The sequence below is a fragment of the Pseudomonas sp. FSL R10-2964 genome, assembly GCF_009600035.1.
GTDB lineage: Bacteria > Pseudomonadota > Gammaproteobacteria > Pseudomonadales > Pseudomonadaceae > Aquipseudomonas > Aquipseudomonas bubulae.
The window spans coordinates 1-22,172 of record NZ_WIWH01000022.1 but is presented as its reverse complement, the minus strand read 5'-3'; the positions used below and the strand labels follow the sequence as shown (position 1 = coordinate 22,172).

Sequence of the window (22,172 nt, the reverse complement as noted above, 5' to 3'; positions counted from 1 at the left end):
GCCGCTCATTAACCCTGTGGTTGTCACCGATGCAATACGCTTACCCGCTACTGGCCATTTTGATCTGGGCCGGCAATACCGTTATCAACAAGCTTGCGGTGGGAGCGATCTTCCCGTCCGAGATCGGCTTTTATCGCTGGCTGCTGGCTGGCCTGCTGTTTACCCCCTTTATGCTCAAGCCGGTGATGAGCAACTGGCCGATCATCCGCCCCAACCTGGGCAAGATTTTCATTCTCGGCGTGCTCGGCATGGCGGTGTACCAGAGCCTGGCCTATTACGCGGCGGCCCGTACGTCGGCGACCAATATGGGCATTATCCTGTCATTGATGCCGCTGATGGTGCTGAGCATGTCGATTATCAGCCTGGGGCAGCGCCTGACTGCCGGGGCCTTGGTGGGCGCGGTCGTATCGTTTGTCGGGGTACTGGTGGTGGTGTCGAGCGGCAGCCTGGCAGCCTTGCTTGATCACGGCCTCAACCTGGGTGACGCGATGATGCTGGTCGCCACCCTGGCCTATGCGATTTACAGCACCTTGCTGAAAAAGTGGCAACTGCGCCTGCCGCCGCTGCAGATGCTGTATATGCAGGTGCTGGTGGCGATTGTGGTGTTGTTTCCGCTGTATCTGGCCTCACCTAAGGTCGGCCCGACGGTGCATAACATGGGGCTGGTGCTTTACGCCTGCGTGCTGGCGTCGATGATCGCACCGCTGGCCTGGATGAAAGCCGTGGCCAGCCTTGGCCCGAGCCGTACCACGCTGTTCTTCAACCTGCTGCCGTTGATTACCGCGCTGATCGCAGCGGTGGTGCTCAAAGAGCAACTACATGCCTATCACCTGATTGGCGGGGCGTTGACCTTGGGCGGAGTGATTCTGTCGGAGCGCTGGACTACGCCGTTGCGGGTGGCGTGATTTAGCCCTCACCCCAGCCCTCTCCCTGCCCGCTTTCGATGTCCGGCTCAAGCCTTCGCAGGGAGAGGGAGTCAACTGGTGGCGTTGCCCGGATCCACTTTTGCCTTGAGTCCCCTCTCCCTCCGGGAGAGGGTGAGGGTGAGGGACTTTTGATCTACTTCACCGTCTTCGGCACCTTGCCCTGCTGCATTTGTTGCAGCAGCGGCGCGCACTGGTTGGGTTCGCCACCGCTTGGGGCGACCAACGCCAGTAATCCCGCCGCCGGCCCCGCAATCACACCCAATGCCACCATGCCCGCACCACGCAACAGCAGCGGCACGGCTTGCACACCCGCTGACGGGTTGGCAAAGGTACCGCGTACATACAGCGGTGAACGCAACGAAAACAGACGCAAGCCCTTGGACTCTGGAGTGATCTTCAAGTCCAGCTGTTCGGTGGCAAGGTTGATCGTGCCATCGATATAGATAATCGCGTTCTCGGTATCGAACACAAACAATCGGGTACTGGCCAGCCCGTTCTTGATCCCCAGGTCCGCTGCCGCGCAGTTGATCTTCACGTCCTCGTCGCCAAAAATCTTGCCCACTACATAGTTGCCTACGTTCAGGCCGGCAATTTCCATAAGGCTGCGACTGATAGCGCCGTCATTGATGATCATCTTCAGATCACCGTTGGAGGTGCCCAACAACTTGGCCACCGAATTGCCGGTACCGGTAATCGTGGCATCACCATTGAGTTCGCCGAAGCTGGTTTTCATCGGCTCAAAGGTGGGAAACAGTTGCTTGAGTTTAAAGTTGCGCGCGGTCAGCCTGGCGCTGCCTTTCAGGGGCGCAGCACGGCCGTTGAGACGAATCTGCGCATCCAGCTTGCCACCTGCCACGCCAAAACGCAGCGGCTCAAGACTCAGTTCGCCATCATTGAGCACCACATGGGTGTAGAGGTCGGTAAACGGCAGCTCGGCGCTTTGCACAATACGTTTGCCGGTGAGTTCTACGTCTGCGTCCATATCGCGCCAGCGCTCGGTGCGAAACTCTTCCACCGGCAGCACCTTGCCCGCAGGCTGCTTGCTCTCGCTGCCCCGGGCTTTTTGCTGGGTGTTGGAGTCGGCACCGATCAACGGCCCCAGGTCAGCCATCAGCAACTGGTTGGACACCAGCTTGCCGGACAGCTTGGGCCGCGGCTGGCTGGCCACATATTTCAAATCGCCATGGATATCACTGCTGCCGATTTTGCCGTTGAAATTTTCATAGCTGAAGGTCGCGCCACTGGCTTCACGCAGTTTGGCGGTCAAATGGCCGTCGGTGGAGTACGGCGGCGAATCCGGCAAGGTCACGCCGGTCAACGGGTAGAGGTTACTCAGGCTGGTGCCGGCCAATTTCAGGCGCAGGTCCAGGGCACCCAGATTGAGCGGATCGGTCAAGGTCCCGGCCAGCTCGACATGGCTGTCGGCAATGCTGACCCGGGCTTGCAACGGGAAAGGCTGAGTCGCGTCCTGCAATGCCAGCAGACCGCCAATTTTACCGCTGCCGTTGAGCTGCTGACCGTGGTACTGGCCTTTGACCTTGAGGGCGAACGCATAGTCTTGCGGTTTGCCGCCCTTCTCCAGGGCCTTTTTCGCGTCTGTTTCGCCGACGATCTCGCTAAACGGGATGGGTTTGCCCAACGAGTCGATCAACACGTCCAGTCGGGTTTTCAGGGTCTGGTCATTGAGGGTCACATGCCCCTTGTCGAAGCCGATAGCACCGATGTCCAGCGTCCAGGCTGAAGGCTCGGCGTCCGGGTCCTTGGGGTCGAAGGTAAAGATCCAGTTCGCCCGGCCATCAGCCAGGCGCTCAAGACTGGCGCTGGGCTCTGTCAGATTGATGCGCGGGATATCCACGGTTTGGGTCAACAGCGCCAGCGGCGACAGGCGCAGCTCGACTTTTTTCAGGCTGGCCATTTGCGCAGTTTTCGCCCACTCGGGGTTGCCCAGGGTCAGGTCCTGAGCAATCACATGGGGCCACGGCACCCAGGCCCGCCAGCCGCCCTGATCCTCTTCGCGCTGCCAGCGCACAGCCAGGTCGCCGTTAATAGCAAACGGGCGGTGGAGAATTTCAGACACTTTGCTGTTGATGGTCGGCTTGATGCGGTTCCAGTCGAAGGTAGCGAGGATCACCACCAGCACGGCCACCAGCAGAACGAAAATACCGCCTGCCCAGGCAAGGGTCTTACGGGTGCGCGTCATGTCACGGCTCCTTGAATTCCACAGAACGTCCCAGTTACGACGCCATAAATGTACGACTGGCAAAGACGCCGGAAGGTTTAACCCCGGTACGGCTTTCGTATAAAAAATTTCAAAAGCCCCGGGCTAGAGCCTCCCAGCCTGAACAATCAATTTTGTCGATTATCACCATTGGCCGTATGAACTTTGATATCCGGCAGCCAAGCGTAGCATTGCCATCACACCTACTTAGTTGCATTGCTACGGAGCACACACCATGAAACGCCCAGTCCTGTTTGGTCTTTCCCTTTCACTGATGGCCTTCAACGCCTTCGCCATGCCTGCCGATGAAGAGCCGACCCCAATGGCCCAACCAGCATCGAGCTCCTTGAGCCAGCCGCTCAACCCGGTTGCCGAAGACGGCGCACAACGTACCCTGGACCAACAAAACAGCTATGCCGAAGATGGCTACGATCGCACTCCGGGCAGCCAGTTTGTCGCCGAAGGTGGCGCCGATCGTCTGGCAGAACGCAACAAGCATGCGAGCTAAGCCTTTCGCAGGTGTGGGAGCGGGCTTGCTCGCCAATGCATCCCTGCCGCTGATCCGCTAGCCCGCGTAACCTGCATCGCGAGCAAGCCCGCCCCCACACTTTGTGCAGTACACCGTTCGACGTCATCAAAGCCGATTTGCTAGAGTGCGCCGCTGTACTTGTCTGGAATACCAGCCCCGATGCTGCCTCGTGCCGAACAGAAGCAACAAACCCGCCTTGCGCTGATGGATGCTGCCCGCCACTTGATGGAGTCGGGTCGCGGCTTTGGCAGCCTGAGCCTGCGCGAAGTCGCAAAGACCGCTGGCATCGTGCCGACCGGTTTTTATCGCCACTTCAGCGACATGGACCAACTGGGCCTGGCCCTGGTCAGTGAAGTCGGCCAGACCTTTCGTGAAACCATTCGTCTGGTGCGTCACAACGAACTGTTTATGGGCGGTGTGATCAACGCCTCGGTACGAATTTTTCTCGACGTGGTAGAAGCCAACCGCTCGCAGTTTCTGTTTCTGGCCCGCGAGCAATACGGCGGTTCGCAACCGGTTCGCCAGGCCATTGGCGCCCTGCGCGAAGACATCACTTCGGATCTGGCGGCCGACCTTGGCTCCAAGCCCAAGTTAGCGCACCTGAATCATGCCGGCCTTACCGTGATCGCCGATCTGGTGGTCAAAAGCGTATTTGCCGCCTTGCCCGACGTGATCGACCCGCCTGCAGATTCACTGCCCGATCACCTGCAGCCCCAGGCCAAGATCAGTCAGCAACTGCGCTTTATTTTTATCGGGCTCAAGCACTGGAAAGGCCTGGGCAGTACCGAATAATCGCAAGCGCACCCTATTGGTGCGCCGATGCGCAGATTGCGCACTTATATAGAACATCTTCATCTTTCTGCACCCTTTTTGGGCCTGCATTTGCAGCCTCCGACCGGGTTGGCAAGCCCCTTGCTGTGGTTGGAGTAATGTCCATTGCAGGAAGCCTTCCGATGCTGGTGATTCATCGCAGAGTCCAGTCCCACCCCGTGTGGAGCGCCGAGTTACACCTGAACTTCGAAGCCCGCAGCAAAAGTCGCCTGCGTTGTTTCAGCAGCAGCGGCGAAGATGTCGGCCTGTTCCTTGACCGTGGCCAGTCACCGCTGGTTGATGGCGAATTTCTGCAGGCTCAGGACGGGCGCATCGTGCGCGTCTGTGCCAGCCCCGAAAAGCTCCTGCATGTCACCTGCTGCAATGCTTTTGAACTGACCCGCGCCGCTTATCACCTGGGCAACCGCCACGTCGCCCTGCAAGTGGGTGATGGCTGGTTACGCCTGCTTGACGACTACGTGCTCAAGGCCATGCTGGAGCAACTGGGTGCCCATATCGAGGCCATCGAAGCACCGTTTCAGCCCGAACACGGCGCCTATGGCGGTGGCCATCACCACTCCCGTGCGGGCGAAGAGGACTTCAACTACGCCCCGCGGTTGCATCAGTTTGGTGTGCGCTTGTGAACCCGGCCTGGGCGCTCTTGCGCCTGGCCAGCCCGCAGCTGCCCATTGGCGGCTACAGCTATTCCCAGGGGCTGGAAATGGCCGTTGAAAACGGCCGCGTGGCTGACCCGGCCACGGCAGCGCGCTGGATCCGCGATCAATTGCTGCTCAACCTCGCCCGCTTCGAGGCGCCCTTGTTGCTCGCCCACTGTCAGGCCGCAGCGGATCAAGACTGGAACGCTTTGCAGCGTTTGTGTGACGAGCATCGCGCCAGCCGTGAAACCCGCGAACTGCATCAGGAAAGCCGGCAAATGGGGTATTCCCTGCAACAGTTACTCACCGGCTTACCGGAGCTGGATGACCCCGCACGCGAGTTTCTCGCACAACAGGCCGAGCCCCATCTGGCGCTGGGCTGGGCATTGGCCGCCCGCGCCTGGGGCATCGACCCACAGGACGCATTGGCCGCCTGGCTCTGGAGCTGGCTGGAAAACCAATTGGCAGTGCTGATGAAAACCCTGCCCCTGGGCCAGCAAGCGGCCCAGCGCATGACCAGCGAACTGTCGGCTGCGTTGCAGCAGGCCCAGCAACACGCCAGTAGCCTCCACTTATCCCACATTGGCAGTGCCGCTTTCGGCCTGTCTTTGGCGAGCATGGCCCACGAGCGCCAGTACAGCCGCCTGTTTCGTTCCTAGGAGAAAGCAATGAACACACAGCCTTTGCGTGTTGGCATCGGTGGCCCGGTAGGCTCCGGCAAAACTGCGCTCACCCTGGCCCTGTGCCTGGCCCTGCGGGAAAAGTACAACCTGGCCGTCGTCACCAACGATATCTACACCCGTGAAGATGCTGACTTTCTGGTGCGCAATGAGGCGCTGGCGCCAGAGCGGATCATCGGTGTAGAAACCGGCGGCTGCCCGCACACAGCGATTCGTGAAGATGCTTCGATCAACCTGGAGGCTGTGGATCAGTTGAACCGACGCTTTCCCGGCCTTGACCTGATTCTGGTGGAATCGGGTGGGGATAACTTGTCGGCCACCTTCAGCCCGGAGCTGTCCGATTTGACGATTTACGTGATCGACGTGTCCGCCGGGGACAAGTTGCCGCGCAAGGGCGGGCCGGGGATCTGCAAATCGGACCTGCTGGTGATCAACAAAATCGACCTTGCGCCGCTGGTGGGCGCATCGCTGGAACTGATGGACAGCGACACCAAGCGCATGCGCGGTGCAAAACCCTTTGTGTTCAGCAACCAGAAGACCGGACATGGCCTGGACACCATCGTGGCGTTTATCGAGCGTCAGGGATTGTTGATCCAATAGCGGTGAAATCATCTGTGGGAGCGAGCCTGCTCGCGATGGCCGCGACGGGGTACATCAGAAAAACGCAGCGATGCCATCGCGAGCAGGCTCGCTCCCACAGAGTTGAGATCATCCGGGGAATCACGGTGTATCATGTCGCGCAATCGCCCCAGCCGTGACGACACCCACCGATGCCTGATGTAGCCAGCTCCGACTTCCCGCTTGAACTGACCGCCCAATTTGCGGCAGTACAGCAGCATTTTCGCCAGGTCATCGTGCCGCTCTGGCAAGGCCCCGGCTGGAATGCCGAACTCGCACTGCCCTTCGAAGCCTTGAGCCCCACGCACCAGCCGCTGCCACCCCAGCGCTATCGCGCCATGGCTTGCGCACGGCAGCTGTACCTGTTCGCCAGCCTGATCGACGACCCGGCGTTCCCCGGTGCCGCCGAACGCGCTGCTGAACTGTTCCGCTCGCTGCACCTGCATTTTCATGACGCCGAGCACGGTGGCTGGTTCTACAGCATCGGCCCCGATGGCGCGCCGCTGGATCAACGCAAAGACCTCTACACCCACGCCTTTATCATCTTTGCCTGTGCCCATTACTGGGCGAAAGTGCGCGAACCACAAGTGGCGTCGGCGCTCAATGGCGCACTGGCAGTGGTGGCTGAACGTTTCAATGACGGCAACGGCCTGTATGAAGCCAGCCTGGAGCGGGATTGGTCGCCACTGGGCAGCGGCCCGCTGCAAAACCCGTTGATGCACTTGGCCGAAGCGTTCCTGGCCACTTTGTCGGTACGTGACGATAAGCCAGTGCAGACGGCCTTGCTGGCCCTGGCCGAGGGTATGCAACAACGCTTTATCGAGCCTGTGCATAACGTCATGCTGGAAAAGCCGCTCGGAGCTGTGGATAACTGGTTTGAACCGGGGCATCAATTCGAGTGGTTCTTTTTGCTGGAGTCTTCGCCACTGCTGCGCCAGACGCCGTTGCACGGTTCGCTGGAACGGGCGTTCGGGTTTGCCGAGCAGGTGGGGGTCGATCCGCAGAGCGGCGCGGTGTGCGGCATGCTGGCCCCTGATGGCAGCCTGCGCGATGGTACCCAGCGTATCTGGGCACAGGCCGAGTACCTGCGCGCCCTGACCTTGCGCCCGAACAGCCAGGCACAGGTGCAGCGTCAATTGCTGGCGCTGCAGCAGAAGTTTCTACATGCCGGTGGCTGGTACGAATGCCGCGATGGCGCGGGCAAGGTCAGCCGCGAGGATATGCCGTCGACCACGCCTTATCATCTGGCCACCTGTTACAGCGGTTTGGTGCAATACCTCAGCTAACACCAACAGCTGTGGGAGCGGGCTTGCTCGCGATGGCATCACCGAAATAGTCCTGACAAACCGCGCCGCCTGAATCGCGAGCAAGCCCGCTCCCACCACTCAAGGCTGGCTCAGGCAATCCACTTACGATCACCGGTAAAGCTGATGGTCAGCCAGCGCGCACTGTCCGCGGCACCCAGCAACCCGGAGATCTCTTCGCGCAGTGCATCAAGGGTCTTCACGCTGGTCAGTGGATAACCTGCCGGCAACACGATATGAATCTCTATAAACCGTGCCCGCCCGTGCTTCTGCACATAGGTTTTGTAGCCTTCAAAACCATGCCGCGCCGACATTTCCTCGAGCACATCCCGCACCTTGTCATCCAGCGCATCCGGGACAATCCCGAGCACATCACGCAAGGCCGGCTTGAGGATCTTGAACGCCGGCGCAAGCATGCTCAGCGCCAGCAAAATCAGGATCGCCGGGTCAACATAAGCAGCCCACTGTGCATAACCCTGCTGCTTCAACAGCAACGCCGTGACAAAACTTATCAACAGCCCCACCGACAACATGGCATCCACCAGCCAGCTGACATTATCGAACTGGATCAGGGTTGACTTGAGCTTGCGATTTTTGCGCTTTACCCAGAAGTAGTAGGCAAATTCAACAACGGTGAACACCGCCGCATAGACGATCACCAGCCCCAGCTCGATATCGCGCCCGCCATTGATAATGCCGAACACGCCATTGAGAAAGGCGTAGATCGCAATCAACAACAGGAAGCTGCCTTCAATCAGCAGCACCATGGGCTCAAGGTGCCAAAAACCGAACTGGAAACGCTGGTTGCTTTCCTTGGCGATCAGTTGCGCCGTAATCAGCATCAGCACTTTGATAAAAGTCGCGATCAGAGAGAAAAACCCATCGAACATGATGGATTCGGAACCCGAAATAAAACCCGTCACGATGCCGGCAATGGCCACCGCGAACATTAGAACGGTCGATTGCTTGAGCAGTTTCTGCTCACCACGGTTACTCACACAAACTCCTTTTCAGCCCGATTGAATGCGACCCCCTCAGGAGGTCGCAGGTGGGCTGCCAGGGGTGAGTTTACTCCTTGGCGTGGCGTTCGATGGCAAAACCGCTCCAGGACTGCGTGACGGGCATCAGCTCAAGGCGGTTGATGTTGACGTGGGCCGGAGTATTGAGCACCCAGAAAATGGTCTCGGCGATGTCTTCTGGCTGAATCGGTTCGGCGCCCTGATAGGTCGCGTCGTAGCGAGCCTTGTCGCCGCCAAAGCGCACCATCGAGAACTCGCTCTCGCACAGGCCCGGCTCAACGTTGCTGACCCGCACGCCCGTGCCCTGCAAATCGCAGCGCAGGTTCAGGGAGAACTGTTTTACAAACGCCTTGGTACCGCCATACACATGGCTGCCGGGGTAAGGATAACTACCCGCGATGGAACCCAGGTTAACGATCCCGGCACCACGGCCGTAGGCAATCAGTCGTGGCAACAGCAGGCGGGTGGTGTAGAGCAGGCCCTTGATATTGGTGTCGACCATGGTCTCCCAATCGTCGAGGTCGCATTTGGGCGCTGGGTCGGTACCCAGGGCCAGGCCCGCGTTGTTGATAAGCCCACGCAATGTGCTGAACGAAGGTGGCAAACCGGCAATCGCCGCTTCCATCGCGGCACGGTCGCGCACATCCACCACCAGGCCGTGTACTTCGGTTTGCTTGGATAACTCTTCGCACAATGCTTTCAAACGGTCTTCGCGTCGCCCCGTCAACACCAGTTTCCAGCCTGCCTGTGCAAACTTGCGTGCACATGCTTCACCAAATCCGGAAGTCGCGCCCGTAATAAACAGGGTGGAAGTCATCATGTTCTCCTTGGCTGGCGGGCATCGGCCGCCGTTGAATTGGACGTTGAGCAGAATGCCCCGGCTAGCGTTCAGCGGCAACCTGCGGTGTTTTCAAAACAAGTCTGTACAAAAAACAACCAGCACGCGACAAGCCACGACGAACAAGGGCTGGAGCCATATGCGCTCACCTTATCCACAGGCCCGTCCACAGTCTTTGGGGGCAACTCCAAAAAGCGCAAAGCCCCGATCCACAAGGGATAGAGAGCATCGGTAAGACTTTTTTACTTGACCCGGGCACACCCCGCATGCAGACGCCCCAAAAAGGTGCAACCGTGGAAAATCCGCCAGATAGCCAGAGGCCAGTAATTACGCTGCCTGGAGCATTCTTTCCAGAGTTTAACCACAGACTTATCCACAGGTTAGTCATTATTTCCAGACGCTCTTTACACCCGTACAAACCTGTTGACAAATCGGCGCAACGGCTGCGCAAAAGCCGCTGGTCGAAAAATAACCACCCAGCTGGACACCTTGTAAATAAAGGGCTACAGCCAACTACTCCCACGTTACCCACAGCCACCTCCACAGCAAACGGGGACAAGTCAAAATGATGACAAAACAGGTAATTGCAGCGGCTTTATGTCGCGCTTTCACAGCGTTGTAATATTGTTTTCCACAATTTGCGGCGAGGACGGGCGGGGTGGAATTGTCTGACAAAAAGACATGTGGGAGCGAGCCTGCTCGCGATGGGATCGACGCGGTGATTCAAACAAACCGCAGTGATGCCATCGCGAGCAGGCTCGCTCCCACACAGAGAGATGTGAAATGCCTGTTAATGCCCGCCCAAATAAGCGTTACGCACCTCCTCGTTACTCAGCAGTTCCTTGCCGGTGCCGGTCAGACGGATTTCACCGTTGACCATCACATAGGCCCGGTCCGACAACCGCAGGGCGTGGTTGGCGTTCTGCTCCACCAGAAAGATGGTCATGCCAGTGCCTGCCAGCTCCCGCAGCGTGGCAAAAATCTGCTTCACCACAATCGGTGCCAACCCCAGGCTGGGCTCATCCAGCAACAGCAGCTTGGGCCGGCTCATCAGCGCTCGGGCAATGGCGAGCATTTGCTGTTCGCCACCCGACATGGTCATGGCCCGCTGATTGCGCCGTTCCAGGAGCCTGGGGAACAACTCGAACATGCGCTGCATGTCTTCGTCGGCATATTTGTCGCCAATGGGGATGGTGCCCATCAGCAGGTTTTCTTCCACCGACATGTCCGGAAACACGCGACGGCCTTCCGGCGACTGGGCGATACCGTTGGAGGCGATGTAGTGCGAGGACTTGTGGGTAATGTCCACACCCTGGTAGATAATTTGCCCGCCGCTGGCCCGGGGCTGGCCAAAAATCGACATCAGCAACGTGGATTTGCCCGCGCCGTTGGAGCCGATCAGGCTTACCGTTTCGCCCTCCTCAATATGCATCGAGACTTTTTTCAGGGCCTGGATCGGCCCGTAGTGAACGTCCAGTTCCTTGAGCTCGAGGATCGTGCCCGTCATATCAGCTCCTCTTCGTCTGCGCCAAGGTAGGCCGCAATCACTTTGGGGTCGTTGCGGATGGCCTCAGGCCCGCCTTCGGCAATCACGTTGCCGTGGTCGAGCACCACGATGTGATCGGAAATGCTCATGACCATGCCCATGTCGTGCTCGATCAACACCACCGTCAGGTCGTGTTCGTCGCGCAGCAGGCGGATCATCCCGCTCAACGCTTCGGTTTCCTGCGGGTTGAGGCCTGCCGCCGGTTCGTCCAGGCAGATGATTTGCGGCCGCGTACACATGGCCCGGGCAATCTCCAGGCGTCGCTGCTGGCCATAGGACAATTCACCGGCCAGGCGATTGGCACAGTCCACCAGGTCAACCACCTCCAGCCAGTAGAAGGCATGATCCAGCGCATCGCTTTCAGCCTTGCGATAGCCCTTGGTATTGAGGATGCCGGCGAGCATGTTGCGGTTGACCCACATATGCTGGGCCACCAGCAGGTTTTCCAGTACCGACATTTCCTTGAACAGGCGGATATTCTGGAACGTGCGCGCCAGACCCGAGCGGTTGACCAGATGTGTTCCGCCGAACATTTTGTAATACAGCCGGCTGGCAAACGCCTTGGGCGATACAAAGTCGCTCAGCCTGAACGGCTCCCCCAGTAGCTTGATCACGTTGGTACGAGTACCGCGGGCATTGAGTTCGATCCTGCCGCCGCTGGCTTTGTAAAAGCCGGTCAAGCAGTTGAACACTGTGGTTTTACCGGCACCGTTGGGGCCGATCAGGGCAAAGATCGAGTTGCGTTTGACCTTGAGGCTGACATCACTCAGGGCCTTGATCCCGCCAAAGTGCATCATCAGTTTGTCGACCGAGAGCACCACGTCGTCTTTTGACAATTCGCTCATGGCGCAACCCCCTTGCGTGGCGCAACTCCGACACGGCTGATGCGGATCAGGCCTCGCGGTCGCCAGATCATCATCAACACCATCAACACACCAAACAGCAGCACCCGGTACTCGGCAAAGCTGCGCAACAGTTCAGGAGCCACCGTCAGCACGAATGCGGCGATCACCACGCCCACTGTCGAGCCCATGCCGCCGAGCACCACAATGGCGAGGATCAGCGCCGACTCGAAGAAGGTGAACGAGGAAGGGTTAACAAAACCCTGGTAGCTGGCAAAGAACACCCCGGCCAGGCCAGCCGTGGAGGCACCAATGGTGAACGCCGACAGCTTGACCAGCACATGGTTGAGGCCCATGGAACGGCAGGCAATTTCGTCTTCGCGCAGCGCTTCCCAGGCGCGGCCGATCGGCATGCGGGTCAGGCGGTGCTTGATGTACAACACCAGCAGCACCACCAGAAACAGCACGATATAGATAAACAGGAACTTGATATTGGGGTTGTATTCCAGGCCGAAGAACTCATGAAATGGCACCCCGCCATCTTTCGCGCGCCGGCCGAACTCCAGGCCGAAAAAGGTCGGCGATGGCACCGGCATGCCATTTGGCCCGCCGGTAAACGACAGCCAGTTGTTGAGGATCAGACGGATGATTTCACCAAAGCCCAGGGTCACGATGGCCAGGTAGTCACCGTGCATGCGCAACACCGGAAACCCCAGAATGCATCCCGCCATCGCCGCCGCAATGGCCGCCAGCGGCAGCACCGTCCAGAAACCCAGCCCCAGGTATTGATAGCCCAGCGCCAGACCATAAGCGCCGATGGCATAGAACGCCACATACCCCAGGTCGAGCAACCCCGCCAGGCCAACCACGATATTCAGCCCCAGGCCCAGCAGCACGTAAATCAGCCCAAGGATGACCACGGTCAGAATGTATTTATTGGCGAAAAACGGAAACACGATGGCAATCACGATCAGCAACGGCACGATCCAGCGCAGCCGCGACTTGTAGTCCGGTGCCAGCACATGCACGCCCGAGCCTGTGGACTCAAAGCCCTGCAGGATTTTCAGCCCTTTGGCAGTCTGTAAAAACAGGCTCAGGGCAAAGCGCCCGACCATAACGATAGCCACCAGCCAGCCTACCCGGGCCGGTTGCAGGTTGAAGCTGTAACCGTCGAGCACCACCCCTACGATGGGCCCGAACACAATCAATGAAATCAACCCGGCCAGGATCGAGTCGACTACGCTTTTTTTGATATCAATCGGTTTATTAATGGCTACAGACATACTTACACCTTCGCCACGAGAGGACGACCCAGCAGGCCTTGAGGACGGAAAATCAGAATCAGCACCAGCAGTGAGAAACTGAATACATCCTTGTAATCCGAGTTAATCAACCCGGCAAAAAGCGACTCGGAAATACCCAGGATGATCCCGCCGAGCATGGCCCCCGGCAGTGAACCGATGCCGCCGAGCACCGCTGCGGTGAAGGCCTTGATCCCGATGATGAAACCGGCATAGAAGTCGAACGTGCCGTAGTTCATGGTAATCAGCACACCGGCCAGCGCGGCCATGGCGGCACCGATCACGAACACGTAGGAAATCACCCGGTCGGTATTGATCCCCAGGATCGACGCCATCTTGCGATCCTGCTGGGTGGCGCGGCACATGCGGCCCAGCTTGGTGTACTTGATGATGTAAGTAAGCAGGCCCATGCCCACAAAGGCGGCGAGCAGAATAAAGACTTTGGTGTAGGTCAGCTGTACGAAGCCTGAGCCGATATCGACCCGACACGCCCCGCTAAGTAACGTCGGCACGCCCTGCTGACGTGAGCCTTGGGCGATTTGCACATAGTTCTGCAGGATAAGGGAGATACCAATGGCGCTAATCAGCGGCGCCAACCGTGTGGAATTGCGCAGCGGCTTGTAGGCCACGCGCTCGATCACCCAGCCATACACGCCCGTGACCACCACCGTGAAAATAAGGGTGCCCAACATCAACAACGGGAAGGATTCGATACCGAAGTATGCCAACAGAGCCAGACTGATCGCCGCGAGGTAAGCAGAGATCATGTACACCTCGCCGTGGGCGAAGTTGATCATGCCGATGATGCCGTAGACCATTGTGTAGCCGATGGCGATCAGGCCGTAGACAGACCCGAGGGTCAGGCCGTTCAGCAGTTGCTGTAGGAAAATACCATCCATAACGCAATCTCACGCACTGGAGCCTTTGCGCAGACGCAAGCCATCCACGCCGTCACAGGACAGCTTGGCTGGCAGGGTGTGCGCGACTCCTGGAAAAGAAGACAGGTGGTGCAGATCCATCCCTACCTGATGCCCGCCGAAGCTGGCATCAGGTAGGTGACTCATCTCACTTCTGTTTTTCCAGTTGGTGATATTTACCGTCTTTGTCCCACTGGTACATAACGTAGTCGGAGACTTTAAGGTCACCTTTGCTGTCCCAGGCTTTCTCACCCATCACGGTTTTAACCGGGTTGGCCTTGAGCCACTTGGCAGCATCTTCACCCTTGTTGGATTTGGCGCCGGCAAAGGCGTCAGCCAGGGCCTGGACCGAAGCATAGGCGTACAGGGTGTAGCCCTCTGGTTCGGTGCCAGCCTTACGGAACTCTTCAACCACCACCTTGCTGTCTGGCAACAGGCGCGGGTCGGCACCGAAGGTCATATAAACGCCGTCAACGTACTGCGGGCCGCCTGCGGTGGTAACCAGTTCGTCGGTGACCACACCATCATCGGACATGAACTTCACATCCTTGAGGCCTTGCTCACGCAGTTGGCGTACCAGCGGGCCGGCTTCCGGGTGCAGGCCACCGAAATACAACACGTCGGCCCCGTTGGAGCGGATTTTGGTCACCACGGCACTGAAGTCTTTTTCGCCTCGGGTCAGGCCTTCGTACAACACAGGGGTCACGCCGCGCTTGATCAGTTGCGCCTTGGTGGCGTCCGCCAGGCCCTGGCCATAGGTGTCCTTGTCGTGCAAAACGGCCACTTTCTTGCCTTTGAGCACATCAACAATGTAATCCGCCGCCACAATGCCCTGCTGGTCATCACGACCACACATGCGGAACATCGCGCTCAGGCCACGCTCGGTCACCGCCGGGTTGGTGGAGCCAGGAGTGATCGCAATCACACCGGCATCGGCGTACACCTCAGACGCCGGAATGGTCGATGAAGAACAGAAGTGCCCTACTACACCGGCCACTTTGTCCTGGTCGACCAAACGGTTGGCGACGGCTACGGCCTGTTTCGGCTCGCAGGCATCGTCCCCGGCCACCAGAACGATCTTCTCGCCGTTGACCCCACCGGCGGCGTTGATCTTGTCTGCCGCTGCCTTGGCACCCTTCATGTACTGCTCGCCAAAAGCTGCGTTGGCGCCAGTCATCGGGCCCGCAACACCAATTTTCAGATCAGCCTGAACAAACGAAGAAACGCCCAATGCAGCTGCTACGGCGAGGGCCAGAAAACCTTTCTTGTAGAACGTCTGCGACATGAGGTGGTGCTCCTGAGGTTTTATTAGATGGCACTTCGACTTCACCTAAAGCGCTGAGCAAGCCGCGTGCCATTGGCTTTTTATTCTTAAAAAAGTCGTTCTATTGTTGTTATATCGACTGTTTCGAGCCCATTTTCATTGGGCGTGCAACCGTCTAAACCGAGGAAGGTAAAACCGCTATGTTTCTACAGGCGCCCCCTGCCGCAGCCGGTATTGCAACCAGGTTGCCCCGGGTTGCGCAAACGTCCTGTAACCACTTGCGTCACCGAACTGCACACTCTCGGTGCAGGACTGCTACAGGCCGCACCACTTAAGGCTAGCCGCTGCCAGGCAAAACGTCGGGGCGCCCAGGAAAAAACCGCGTCAGATCACAATTCTTAAACATTGGCCGGCGTGATACAGCGAAAAACCGGCTTCGTATAAACAACTGCGCAACCCCGTGCCAGACAGCGGCCGCATCGGTGCAAAGGGGATTGGCAAGGCCTTGGCATCGCCACTGCACAAATAGTCGGCAAAGGCCTTGCCGACCACGCTGCCTGTGGTTACACCGCGACCGTTATAGCCGGTGACTGCCACCAAACCGGGCGCCGGTTCAAATAAGCGCATCAGATGATCGGGCGTAAATGCGATGCAGCCCGTCCAGGTGCACTCCCATTCCACGCCCTTGAGGTACGGGAAATAATGCTGCTGCACGCGGTCGGCCCAGGCCTTGAGAAACCACGCAGGCTTCTGATTGCCGTTGCCCAGGCTGCCGAGCAGTAAACGGCCGTCGGCATCGCGACGGATACTGCTCAATACCTGGCGGGTGTCCCACGACCCTTGGCCGCCTGGCAAGATTCGCGCTGCGCTGGCGTCGGTCAGAGGTTTGGAGGCGACCTGGTAGTAATAACCGGGGAAAAAGTTACGTCGCAAGTCAGTCCACTCGCCTTCGGTGTAGGCATTGGACGCCAGCACCACCTGCTCTGCACTTACCGCACCGTGGGCCGTTTGCACTGACCAGCGTGGGCCTTGGCGTTCAAGTCCGGTGACCGGGGAATGATCGAACAGCTGCCCGCCCAGATCACAGGCTGCCTTGGCCAGGCCCGAGGTGTAGGCCATAGGGTTGAGGGTGCCGGCGCGACGGTCGAGCAAGGCGGCGGCGATTTTTGTGGTGCCGGTAGCGGCTTCGCAGGCGGCGCCGGTGAGCAGTTCAACCGGGGCGCCACGGCGCTTCCATTGTTCTTCACGGCTGCGCAAATCGGCTTCGCCACGGGCATTATGGGCCATGTGCAGGGTGCCTTCACGGCGCAACTGGCAGTCGATGCGGTATTTGTCGATCAGGCTGAACACCAGTCCCGGGGCGGCACCGAGCATGCGGTTGAGCTGGCTGCCGACAGCCTCGCCGAAACCGGCTTCGATATCGTCGGGCGGTATCCACATCCCGGCATTAACCAATCCTACGTTGCGGCCTGAGCCGCCATGACCGGTGCGATAGGCTTCGAGCACACAGACACTTTTGCCCTGCTCGAGCAAATGGATGGTGGCGGACAAACCGGTGATGCCGGCACCGATCACACACACATCAACGCTCAACTCGCCCTTGAAGGTTGGCGCTTGGGGGCGTTGGGGGGTAAGGGTTTCCCACAGACATTGTTCTTGTAAAGGCATTGCCAAGCTCCAGAAATGAAACCCAACCAAAATCAAAGCCCCTCACCCTGGCCCTCTCCCGGAGGGAGAGGGGACTAAAGGCAAAAGCAGATCAGCTCCCTCTCCCTCCGGGAGAGGGTTGGGGGTGAGGGCTTGCATCACCTCAATCGAACGTAATCCCTTGCGCCAACGGCAATTCCAGCGAGTAGTTGACGGTATTGGTCTGCCGGCGCATATATCCACGCCATGCATCTGACCCCGACTCGCGACCGCCCCCGGTTTCTTTCTCACCACCAAAGGCACCCCCGATTTCCGCACCGCTGGGCCCGATATTGACGTTGGCAATCCCGCAATCACTGCCAGTGGCCGACATGAATTGCTCGGCCTCGCGCACATCGGTGGTGAAGATGCACGATGACAGCCCCTGCGGCACCGCGTTGTTCAGGCGCAAGGCCTCGGCAAAGTCGCTGTAACCGACCACATACAAAATCGGCGCGAAGGTCTCGCTGCACACCACGTCGCTTTGCTCGGGCATTTCCACAATCGCCGGGGCCACGTAGTAAGCGCCAGGGTACTGGCCCGCCAATTGCCGCTCGCCACCAAATACCCGCCCGCCTTCGCTAAGGGCCTGCTCCAGCGCATCACGCATGTTTTCAAAGCTGCTTTTGTCGATCAGCGGCCCCACCAGATTGCCTTCCAGCGGATGACCGATACGCACTTTGGAATAGGCCGCCTTGAGCCGGGTGACAATTTCTTCCTTGACCGAGTCGTGGGCAATCAGCCGGCGCAGGCTGGTGCAGCGCTGCCCGGCAGTACCGACAGCACTGAACAGGATGGCACGCACGGCCATGTCCAGGTCGGCACTCGGCGCCAAAATCATCGCATTGTTGCCGCCCAGCTCCAGAATACTGCGGGCAAAGCGTGCGGCGATTTTAGGTGCCACTTCGCGGCCCATGCGCGTGCTGCCGGTGGCACTGATCAGCGCGACTCGCGGATCGTCAACCAGGGCTTCGCCCGCTTCACGACCACCAATCACCACCTGGGCCAGGTACTTGGGCGCGCCCTCAAACGAGCTCAACACACGATCAAACAAGGCCTGACAGGCCAGCGCCGTCAGCGGGGTTTTTTCCGATGGTTTCCAGATCACCGCGTTGCCGCATACCAGCGCCAACGCGGTATTCCACGCCCACACGGCCACCGGAAAGTTGAATGCGCTGATCACACCCACCACACCCAGCGGGTGCCAGGTTTCACGCATATGGTGGCCTGGTCGCTCCGAGGCGATGGTCAAGCCGTAGAGCTGACGCGACAGGCCAACTGCAAAGTCGCAGATGTCGATCATTTCCTGCACTTCGCCCAACCCTTCCTGGGTGATCTTGCCCGCTTCCCATGACACCAGCTCGCCCAGATCGGCCTTGTACTCACGCAGCAAATCGCCGAACTGGCGCACCAGTTCCCCACGACGCGGGGCAGGCACCTTGCGCCATGCCTCGAATGCGTGTTCGGCGCGGGTCACGTGCTGCTCGGCCTCGGCAGCCCCTTCCCAGTGCACCGCACCGATCTGGCTACCGTCAATCGGCGTATACACCGGCTGATTGCCCTGCTGGTACAGCGCGGGGTTCACACCAAGACGATCCAGTAATGCAGCAACCATTGAAGGCACTCCTTGAGCTTTAAAAAATGATTCACAGGCCTTTAGTTGTAGCTGGCTGGCATGGCGGCAACAAACGACCTTTAAGCGAGATATCATTCCGAAAATTCATGCTGCACTGGTAACGTTGCCTGACAACAACAATCAGAGGCCTTCTATGCTCAACAAGCGCCATCTACCTTCGATCACGGCGTTGCAGTGTTTTGAAGCGGTGACCCGTCATCTGAGTTTCACCCGCGCGGCCGAAGAGCTGAATCTGACCCAGAGCGCGGTCAGCAAACAGGTCGCACAGCTCGAGGAGCTGTTGCAGCACTTGCTGTTTCGCCGGGTGCGCCGCCGTTTGCAACTGACGCCTGCAGGGGATTTGTATCTGGTAGAAGTCCGAAAAATCCTGACCCAGGTAGAGATGTCGACCCACACCCTGCGTTCCTATGGCGGCGAAACAGAAGTGCTACGGGTCTCCACCCCTTCCACTTTTGGCGCCCGCTGGCTGGTGCCGCGCCTCAAGGGTTGGGGCATACGCCATCCGCATATTCATCTGGATCTGTGCAATGAGCAGCAAGGCGACGATTTGCTGCAAGGGCGCAGCGATCTGGCGTTTTACTTCGGCCAGGGCTCACGGCCCGGCACCGAGAGCCTGAAGCTGTTCAGTGAAGAACTGGTCGCCGTATGTTCGCCAGCAAGCTTGCCGGGCACGGCACTGACCGACCCGACCCAACTCACAGGTCTGGTGTTGCTGCAGAACGCTTCGCGGCCACAGGCCTGGCACGAGTGGTTTGAGCATCAGGGGTTTCATACCGATCACAGCTACCATGGGCCGCGCTTCGACACCTTCTACATGTGCATCCGCGCAGCCCAGGTTGGCTGTGGCGTGGCACTGCTGCCGAGGTTCCTGGTGGAAGAGGAATTGGCCGACGGCAAACTGGTCATCGCCTGGCAGCACTTGATGCCGAGCCGCGATGCCTACTACCTGGCCTATCCTGAACATACGGCAGGCGTACCCAAGGTAAAGGCATTCGTGAGCTGGTTCATGGAGCAGCTGGATGCGCGATAACACCTGTGGGAGCGGGCAGAAACAGGCCACGACCACAAAAACCGCTGGCAAAACCGCCTGCAGATATGCGCCACTAGCGCCATTCATTGAAAAAGCTGAACGCCGTGGCTATCAGGCACGGGCAGCATGGAGATTGCCGCTATGAGCGAGAGTGTATTTGCCGATCGCATCGTGCAGAACCTGCTCGACACCGACTTCTACAAATTGACCATGATGCAGGCGGTGCTGCACAACTACCCCAACGTCGAAGTCGAATGGGAATTCCGCTGCCGCAACAGTGAGGATCTGCGCCCATACCTCAACGAAATTCGTCACCAGATCGAACGCCTGTGCGAACTGAGCATGACTCAGGACCAGCTGGGGTTTCTGGAACGCATCACCTTTATGAAGCCCGACTTCATCCGCTTTTTGGGGCTGTTTCGCTTCAATATGCGCTATGTACACACCGGCATCGAAAACGGCGAACTGGTTATCCGCCTGCGCGGGCCGTGGCTGCATGTGATCCTGTTTGAAGTGCCGTTACTGGCGATTGTCAGCGAAGTACGCAACCGTTCGCGCTATGCCGATACCGTGCTGTCACAGGCCCGGGAGCAGCTGTATCGCAAGTTTGACTGGCTGCAGGCCAATGCCAGCGCTGAAGAGTTGTCTGAACTGCAAGTCGCCGATTTCGGCACTCGTCGACGGTTTTCGTACCGCGTGCAAGAAGAAGTCGTCAGTGTGCTCAAGCACGACTTCCCCGGGCGTTTTGTCGGCACCAGCAACGTCAACCTGTCCCGCGAGCTGGACATGAAGCCGCTAGGGACCATGGCCCACGAATGGATCATGGCGCACCAGCAACTGGGCCCACGGCTGATCGACAGCCAGAGTGCCGCGCTCGACTGCTGGGTGCGCGAGTACCGCGGCTTGCTGGGCATCGCGCTGACGGACTGCATTACTACCGATGCCTTCCTGAAAGATTTCGATCTGTACTTTGCCAAGCTGTTCGACGGCCTGCGCCACGACTCCGGCGACCCTGTGGTGTGGGCCGAAAAATGCATAGCTCATTACCACAAGCTGGGCATCGACCCCATGAGCAAGACTCTGGTGTTCTCCGACAGCCTGACCCTGCCCCGGGCGCTGGAGATTTTCCGGTCACTGCGCGGCCGGATCAACGTCAGCTTCGGTATCGGGACTAACCTGACCTGCGACATTCCGGGGGTTGAGCCAATGAGCATCGTGCTTAAAATGAACGCCTGCAATGGCTCGCCGGTGGCCAAGATTTCCGATGAACCGGGCAAGACCCATTGCTCCGACCCCAATTTCGCCGCCTATTTACGCCACGTTTTCCAAGTTCCTGAACATTCTCCCAAGGAGTGAATCATGCAGGCCGTACAGCGTCAGATTGCTGCAGACCTCAAGGTCCAGCCGCCGTTCAAAGACACCGCAGCCCTTGAGGCCGAGATTGCCCGGCGTATCACTTTCATTCAGTGCTGCCTGCACAACGCCAGGCTCAAGACCTTGGTACTGGGCATCAGCGGCGGGGTCGACTCCCTGACCGCAGGCCTGATGGCACAACGTGCGGTGCAGCAATTGCGCGAACAGACCGGTGACCAGGCCTATCGCTTTATTGCCGTGCGCCTGCCTTACGGTGTGCAGCATGACGAAGCGGACGCCACGGCGGCGGTCGACTTTATCAACCCGGACGAGCGCCAGACCGTGAACATCGGCCCTGCGGTCAAGGCCCTGGCGGCTGAAGTGACCGCGTTTGAAGGCAAGCCTGCCGCCACCGTGGACTTTGTACTGGGTAACACCAAGGCGCGTATGCGCATGGTGGCGCAATACACTATTGCCGGGGCGACTGGCGGGCTGGTGATCGGCACCGACCATGCGGCGGAAGCGGTGATGGGCTTCTTCACCAAGTTCGGTGATGGTTCCTGCGACCTGGCACCGCTCAGCGGGCTGGTGAAAAATCAGGTGCGGGCCATTGCTCGGCATTTTGGTGCGCCGGAATCGCTGGTGGAGAAAGTCCCGACTGCCGACCTCGAAGACCTAGAGCCCGGCAAACCGGACGAAGCGTCCCACGGCGTGACCTATGCCGAGATCGATGCCTTCTTGCATGGCGAGCCGGTGAGCGAAGAAGCGTTCAATATCATCTGCAAGACGTACGAAAAGACCCACCACAAGCGTGAGATGCCGTTCGCGCCTTGAGCCCGTGCGTACCTCTCCCGGAGGGAGAGGGAGCAGACCGCACGCGGTTTCAAGAACACCATCAATCCGTCCCCTCTCCCTCCGGGAGTGTATGGACCGGGGACATAGCGAACACAATGTTCGGAGACATCGCGAACACTTTTAATACGACACATTGACCCCTTA

Annotated in this window: 21 protein-coding genes; 10 read left to right on the top strand and 11 right to left on the bottom strand. The window is 58.9% G+C overall.

Features of this window, described 5'->3' with window-relative positions; genetic code table 11:
* The first annotated feature begins 29 nt into the window (after window positions 1-29).
* Entirely contained in the window at window positions 30-905 is an 876-nt protein-coding gene (locus GHN92_RS13965; RefSeq protein ID WP_153380392.1) for a DMT family transporter, read from the top strand.
* Window positions 906-1,059: 154 nt separating this feature from the next.
* Here the strand turns inward: GHN92_RS13965 and GHN92_RS13960 are convergent, their stop codons facing one another.
* Window positions 1,060-3,126 (bottom strand): AsmA family protein, encoded by a 2,067-nt coding sequence (locus GHN92_RS13960; protein WP_153380390.1) that lies wholly within the window; start codon window positions 3,124-3,126, stop codon window positions 1,060-1,062.
* A gap of 253 nt (window positions 3,127-3,379) precedes the next feature.
* Between GHN92_RS13960 and GHN92_RS13955 the strand changes: the two genes are divergently transcribed.
* From GHN92_RS13955 to GHN92_RS13930, 6 genes are all read left to right on the top strand, one after another.
* Entirely contained in the window at window positions 3,380-3,652 is a 273-nt protein-coding gene (locus GHN92_RS13955) for a hypothetical protein (protein WP_095000988.1), read from the top strand.
* 180 nt (window positions 3,653-3,832) lie between these two features.
* Window positions 3,833-4,465: a TetR family transcriptional regulator gene (locus GHN92_RS13950; RefSeq protein ID WP_095000987.1), complete on the top strand. Its 633-nt coding sequence runs from the start codon at window positions 3,833-3,835 to the stop codon at window positions 4,463-4,465.
* Between the two features lie 161 nt (window positions 4,466-4,626).
* Window positions 4,627-5,127, top strand: coding sequence for an urease accessory protein UreE (gene ureE / locus GHN92_RS13945; protein WP_095017669.1), 501 nt, complete (start codon window positions 4,627-4,629; stop codon window positions 5,125-5,127).
* Window positions 5,124-5,798, top strand: coding sequence for an urease accessory protein UreF (locus GHN92_RS13940; protein ID WP_095024337.1), 675 nt, complete (start codon window positions 5,124-5,126; stop codon window positions 5,796-5,798). Before ureE ends, GHN92_RS13940 begins: the two co-directional genes overlap by 4 nt.
* A gap of 9 nt (window positions 5,799-5,807) precedes the next feature.
* Entirely contained in the window at window positions 5,808-6,419 is a 612-nt protein-coding gene (ureG, locus tag GHN92_RS13935; RefSeq protein WP_095000984.1) for an urease accessory protein UreG, read from the top strand.
* A 170-nt stretch (window positions 6,420-6,589) separates the two neighbouring features.
* Window positions 6,590-7,723 carry an AGE family epimerase/isomerase gene (locus GHN92_RS13930; RefSeq protein ID WP_095024338.1) on the top strand — a complete coding sequence of 378 codons (1,134 nt, stop codon included), beginning with the start codon at window positions 6,590-6,592 and terminating at the stop codon, window positions 7,721-7,723.
* A gap of 110 nt (window positions 7,724-7,833) precedes the next feature.
* On the opposite strand, the gene GHN92_RS13925 is transcribed toward GHN92_RS13930, so the two are convergent.
* The 10 genes from GHN92_RS13925 to GHN92_RS13880 all read right to left on the bottom strand — a co-directional run bounded on the left by GHN92_RS13925 (window position 7,834) and on the right by GHN92_RS13880 (window position 18,769).
* The gene (locus tag GHN92_RS13925) at window positions 7,834-8,739 is read right to left on the bottom strand and encodes a cation diffusion facilitator family transporter (RefSeq protein WP_095000982.1); all 906 of its coding nucleotides are present in this window, start codon (window positions 8,737-8,739) and stop codon (window positions 7,834-7,836) included.
* Window positions 8,740-8,809: 70 nt separating this feature from the next.
* A complete protein-coding gene (locus GHN92_RS13920; RefSeq protein ID WP_095017672.1) occupies window positions 8,810-9,577 on the bottom strand; it encodes an SDR family oxidoreductase in 768 nt (255 codons plus the stop codon).
* A gap of 811 nt (window positions 9,578-10,388) precedes the next feature.
* Window positions 10,389-11,105 (bottom strand): ABC transporter ATP-binding protein, encoded by a 717-nt coding sequence (locus GHN92_RS13915; protein WP_095000980.1) that lies wholly within the window; start codon window positions 11,103-11,105, stop codon window positions 10,389-10,391.
* Window positions 11,102-11,989, bottom strand: a complete 888-nt coding sequence (locus GHN92_RS13910) for an ABC transporter ATP-binding protein (protein WP_095017673.1) — start codon at window positions 11,987-11,989, stop codon at window positions 11,102-11,104. Before GHN92_RS13910 ends, GHN92_RS13915 begins: the two co-directional genes overlap by 4 nt.
* Complete coding sequence (gene livM / locus GHN92_RS13905) at window positions 11,986-13,269, bottom strand: high-affinity branched-chain amino acid ABC transporter permease LivM (RefSeq protein WP_095000978.1); 1,284 nt, start codon at window positions 13,267-13,269, stop codon at window positions 11,986-11,988. The genes GHN92_RS13910 and livM overlap by 4 nt, the downstream gene beginning before the upstream one ends.
* A 2-nt stretch (window positions 13,270-13,271) precedes the next feature.
* Window positions 13,272-14,186 (bottom strand): branched-chain amino acid ABC transporter permease LivH, encoded by a 915-nt coding sequence (locus GHN92_RS13900; RefSeq protein ID WP_153380388.1) that lies wholly within the window; start codon window positions 14,184-14,186, stop codon window positions 13,272-13,274.
* Window positions 14,187-14,195: 9 nt separating this feature from the next.
* A complete protein-coding gene (locus tag GHN92_RS13895) occupies window positions 14,196-14,351 on the bottom strand; it encodes a hypothetical protein (protein WP_153327708.1) in 156 nt (51 codons plus the stop codon).
* Between the two features lies 1 nt (window position 14,352).
* Window positions 14,353-15,489: a branched-chain amino acid ABC transporter substrate-binding protein gene (locus tag GHN92_RS13890; RefSeq protein WP_153380387.1), complete on the bottom strand. Its 1,137-nt coding sequence runs from the start codon at window positions 15,487-15,489 to the stop codon at window positions 14,353-14,355.
* Between the two features lie 363 nt (window positions 15,490-15,852).
* Window positions 15,853-17,136, bottom strand: coding sequence for an FAD-binding oxidoreductase (locus tag GHN92_RS13885; protein WP_153380385.1), 1,284 nt, complete (start codon window positions 17,134-17,136; stop codon window positions 15,853-15,855).
* A 142-nt stretch (window positions 17,137-17,278) separates the two neighbouring features.
* Window positions 17,279-18,769: an aldehyde dehydrogenase family protein gene (locus GHN92_RS13880; protein WP_095000974.1), complete on the bottom strand. Its 1,491-nt coding sequence runs from the start codon at window positions 18,767-18,769 to the stop codon at window positions 17,279-17,281.
* A 154-nt stretch (window positions 18,770-18,923) separates the two neighbouring features.
* Between GHN92_RS13880 and GHN92_RS13875 the strand changes: the two genes are divergently transcribed.
* The 3 genes from GHN92_RS13875 (at window position 18,924) to nadE (ending at window position 22,007) form a co-directional block, all read left to right on the top strand.
* Window positions 18,924-19,820, top strand: coding sequence for a LysR family transcriptional regulator (locus GHN92_RS13875; RefSeq protein ID WP_095017674.1), 897 nt, complete (start codon window positions 18,924-18,926; stop codon window positions 19,818-19,820).
* Window positions 19,821-19,961: 141 nt separating this feature from the next.
* Window positions 19,962-21,176, top strand: coding sequence for a nicotinate phosphoribosyltransferase (gene pncB, locus GHN92_RS13870; RefSeq protein ID WP_095000972.1), 1,215 nt, complete (start codon window positions 19,962-19,964; stop codon window positions 21,174-21,176).
* A gap of 3 nt (window positions 21,177-21,179) precedes the next feature.
* Window positions 21,180-22,007 (top strand): ammonia-dependent NAD(+) synthetase, encoded by an 828-nt coding sequence (gene nadE, locus GHN92_RS13865; protein ID WP_095000971.1) that lies wholly within the window; start codon window positions 21,180-21,182, stop codon window positions 22,005-22,007.
* The last annotated feature ends 165 nt before the right edge of the window (window positions 22,008-22,172 follow it).

Coding starts and splice junctions, on each gene's coding strand:
- GHN92_RS13875 (WP_095017674.1), top strand. CDS start 18,924: ATGCTCAACAAGCGCCATCTACCTTCGATCACGGCGTTGCAGTGTTTT.
- GHN92_RS13920 (WP_095017672.1), bottom strand. CDS start 9,577: ATGACTTCCACCCTGTTTATTACGGGCGCGACTTCCGGATTTGGTGAA.
- GHN92_RS13965 (WP_153380392.1), top strand. CDS start 30: ATGCAATACGCTTACCCGCTACTGGCCATTTTGATCTGGGCCGGCAAT.
- GHN92_RS13950 (WP_095000987.1), top strand. CDS start 3,833: ATGCTGCCTCGTGCCGAACAGAAGCAACAAACCCGCCTTGCGCTGATG.
- GHN92_RS13960 (WP_153380390.1), bottom strand. CDS start 3,126: ATGACGCGCACCCGTAAGACCCTTGCCTGGGCAGGCGGTATTTTCGTT.
- GHN92_RS13930 (WP_095024338.1), top strand. CDS start 6,590: ATGCCTGATGTAGCCAGCTCCGACTTCCCGCTTGAACTGACCGCCCAA.
- GHN92_RS13910 (WP_095017673.1), bottom strand. CDS start 11,989: ATGAGCGAATTGTCAAAAGACGACGTGGTGCTCTCGGTCGACAAACTG.
- GHN92_RS13890 (WP_153380387.1), bottom strand. CDS start 15,489: ATGTCGCAGACGTTCTACAAGAAAGGTTTTCTGGCCCTCGCCGTAGCA.
- livM (WP_095000978.1), bottom strand. CDS start 13,269: ATGTCTGTAGCCATTAATAAACCGATTGATATCAAAAAAAGCGTAGTC.
- ureG (WP_095000984.1), top strand. CDS start 5,808: ATGAACACACAGCCTTTGCGTGTTGGCATCGGTGGCCCGGTAGGCTCC.
- GHN92_RS13955 (WP_095000988.1), top strand. CDS start 3,380: ATGAAACGCCCAGTCCTGTTTGGTCTTTCCCTTTCACTGATGGCCTTC.
- GHN92_RS13915 (WP_095000980.1), bottom strand. CDS start 11,105: ATGACGGGCACGATCCTCGAGCTCAAGGAACTGGACGTTCACTACGGG.
- GHN92_RS13880 (WP_095000974.1), bottom strand. CDS start 18,769: ATGGTTGCTGCATTACTGGATCGTCTTGGTGTGAACCCCGCGCTGTAC.
- pncB (WP_095000972.1), top strand. CDS start 19,962: ATGAGCGAGAGTGTATTTGCCGATCGCATCGTGCAGAACCTGCTCGAC.
- nadE (WP_095000971.1), top strand. CDS start 21,180: ATGCAGGCCGTACAGCGTCAGATTGCTGCAGACCTCAAGGTCCAGCCG.
- ureE (WP_095017669.1), top strand. CDS start 4,627: ATGCTGGTGATTCATCGCAGAGTCCAGTCCCACCCCGTGTGGAGCGCC.
- GHN92_RS13895 (WP_153327708.1), bottom strand. CDS start 14,351: ATGAGTCACCTACCTGATGCCAGCTTCGGCGGGCATCAGGTAGGGATG.
- GHN92_RS13885 (WP_153380385.1), bottom strand. CDS start 17,136: ATGCCTTTACAAGAACAATGTCTGTGGGAAACCCTTACCCCCCAACGC.
- GHN92_RS13900 (WP_153380388.1), bottom strand. CDS start 14,186: ATGGATGGTATTTTCCTACAGCAACTGCTGAACGGCCTGACCCTCGGG.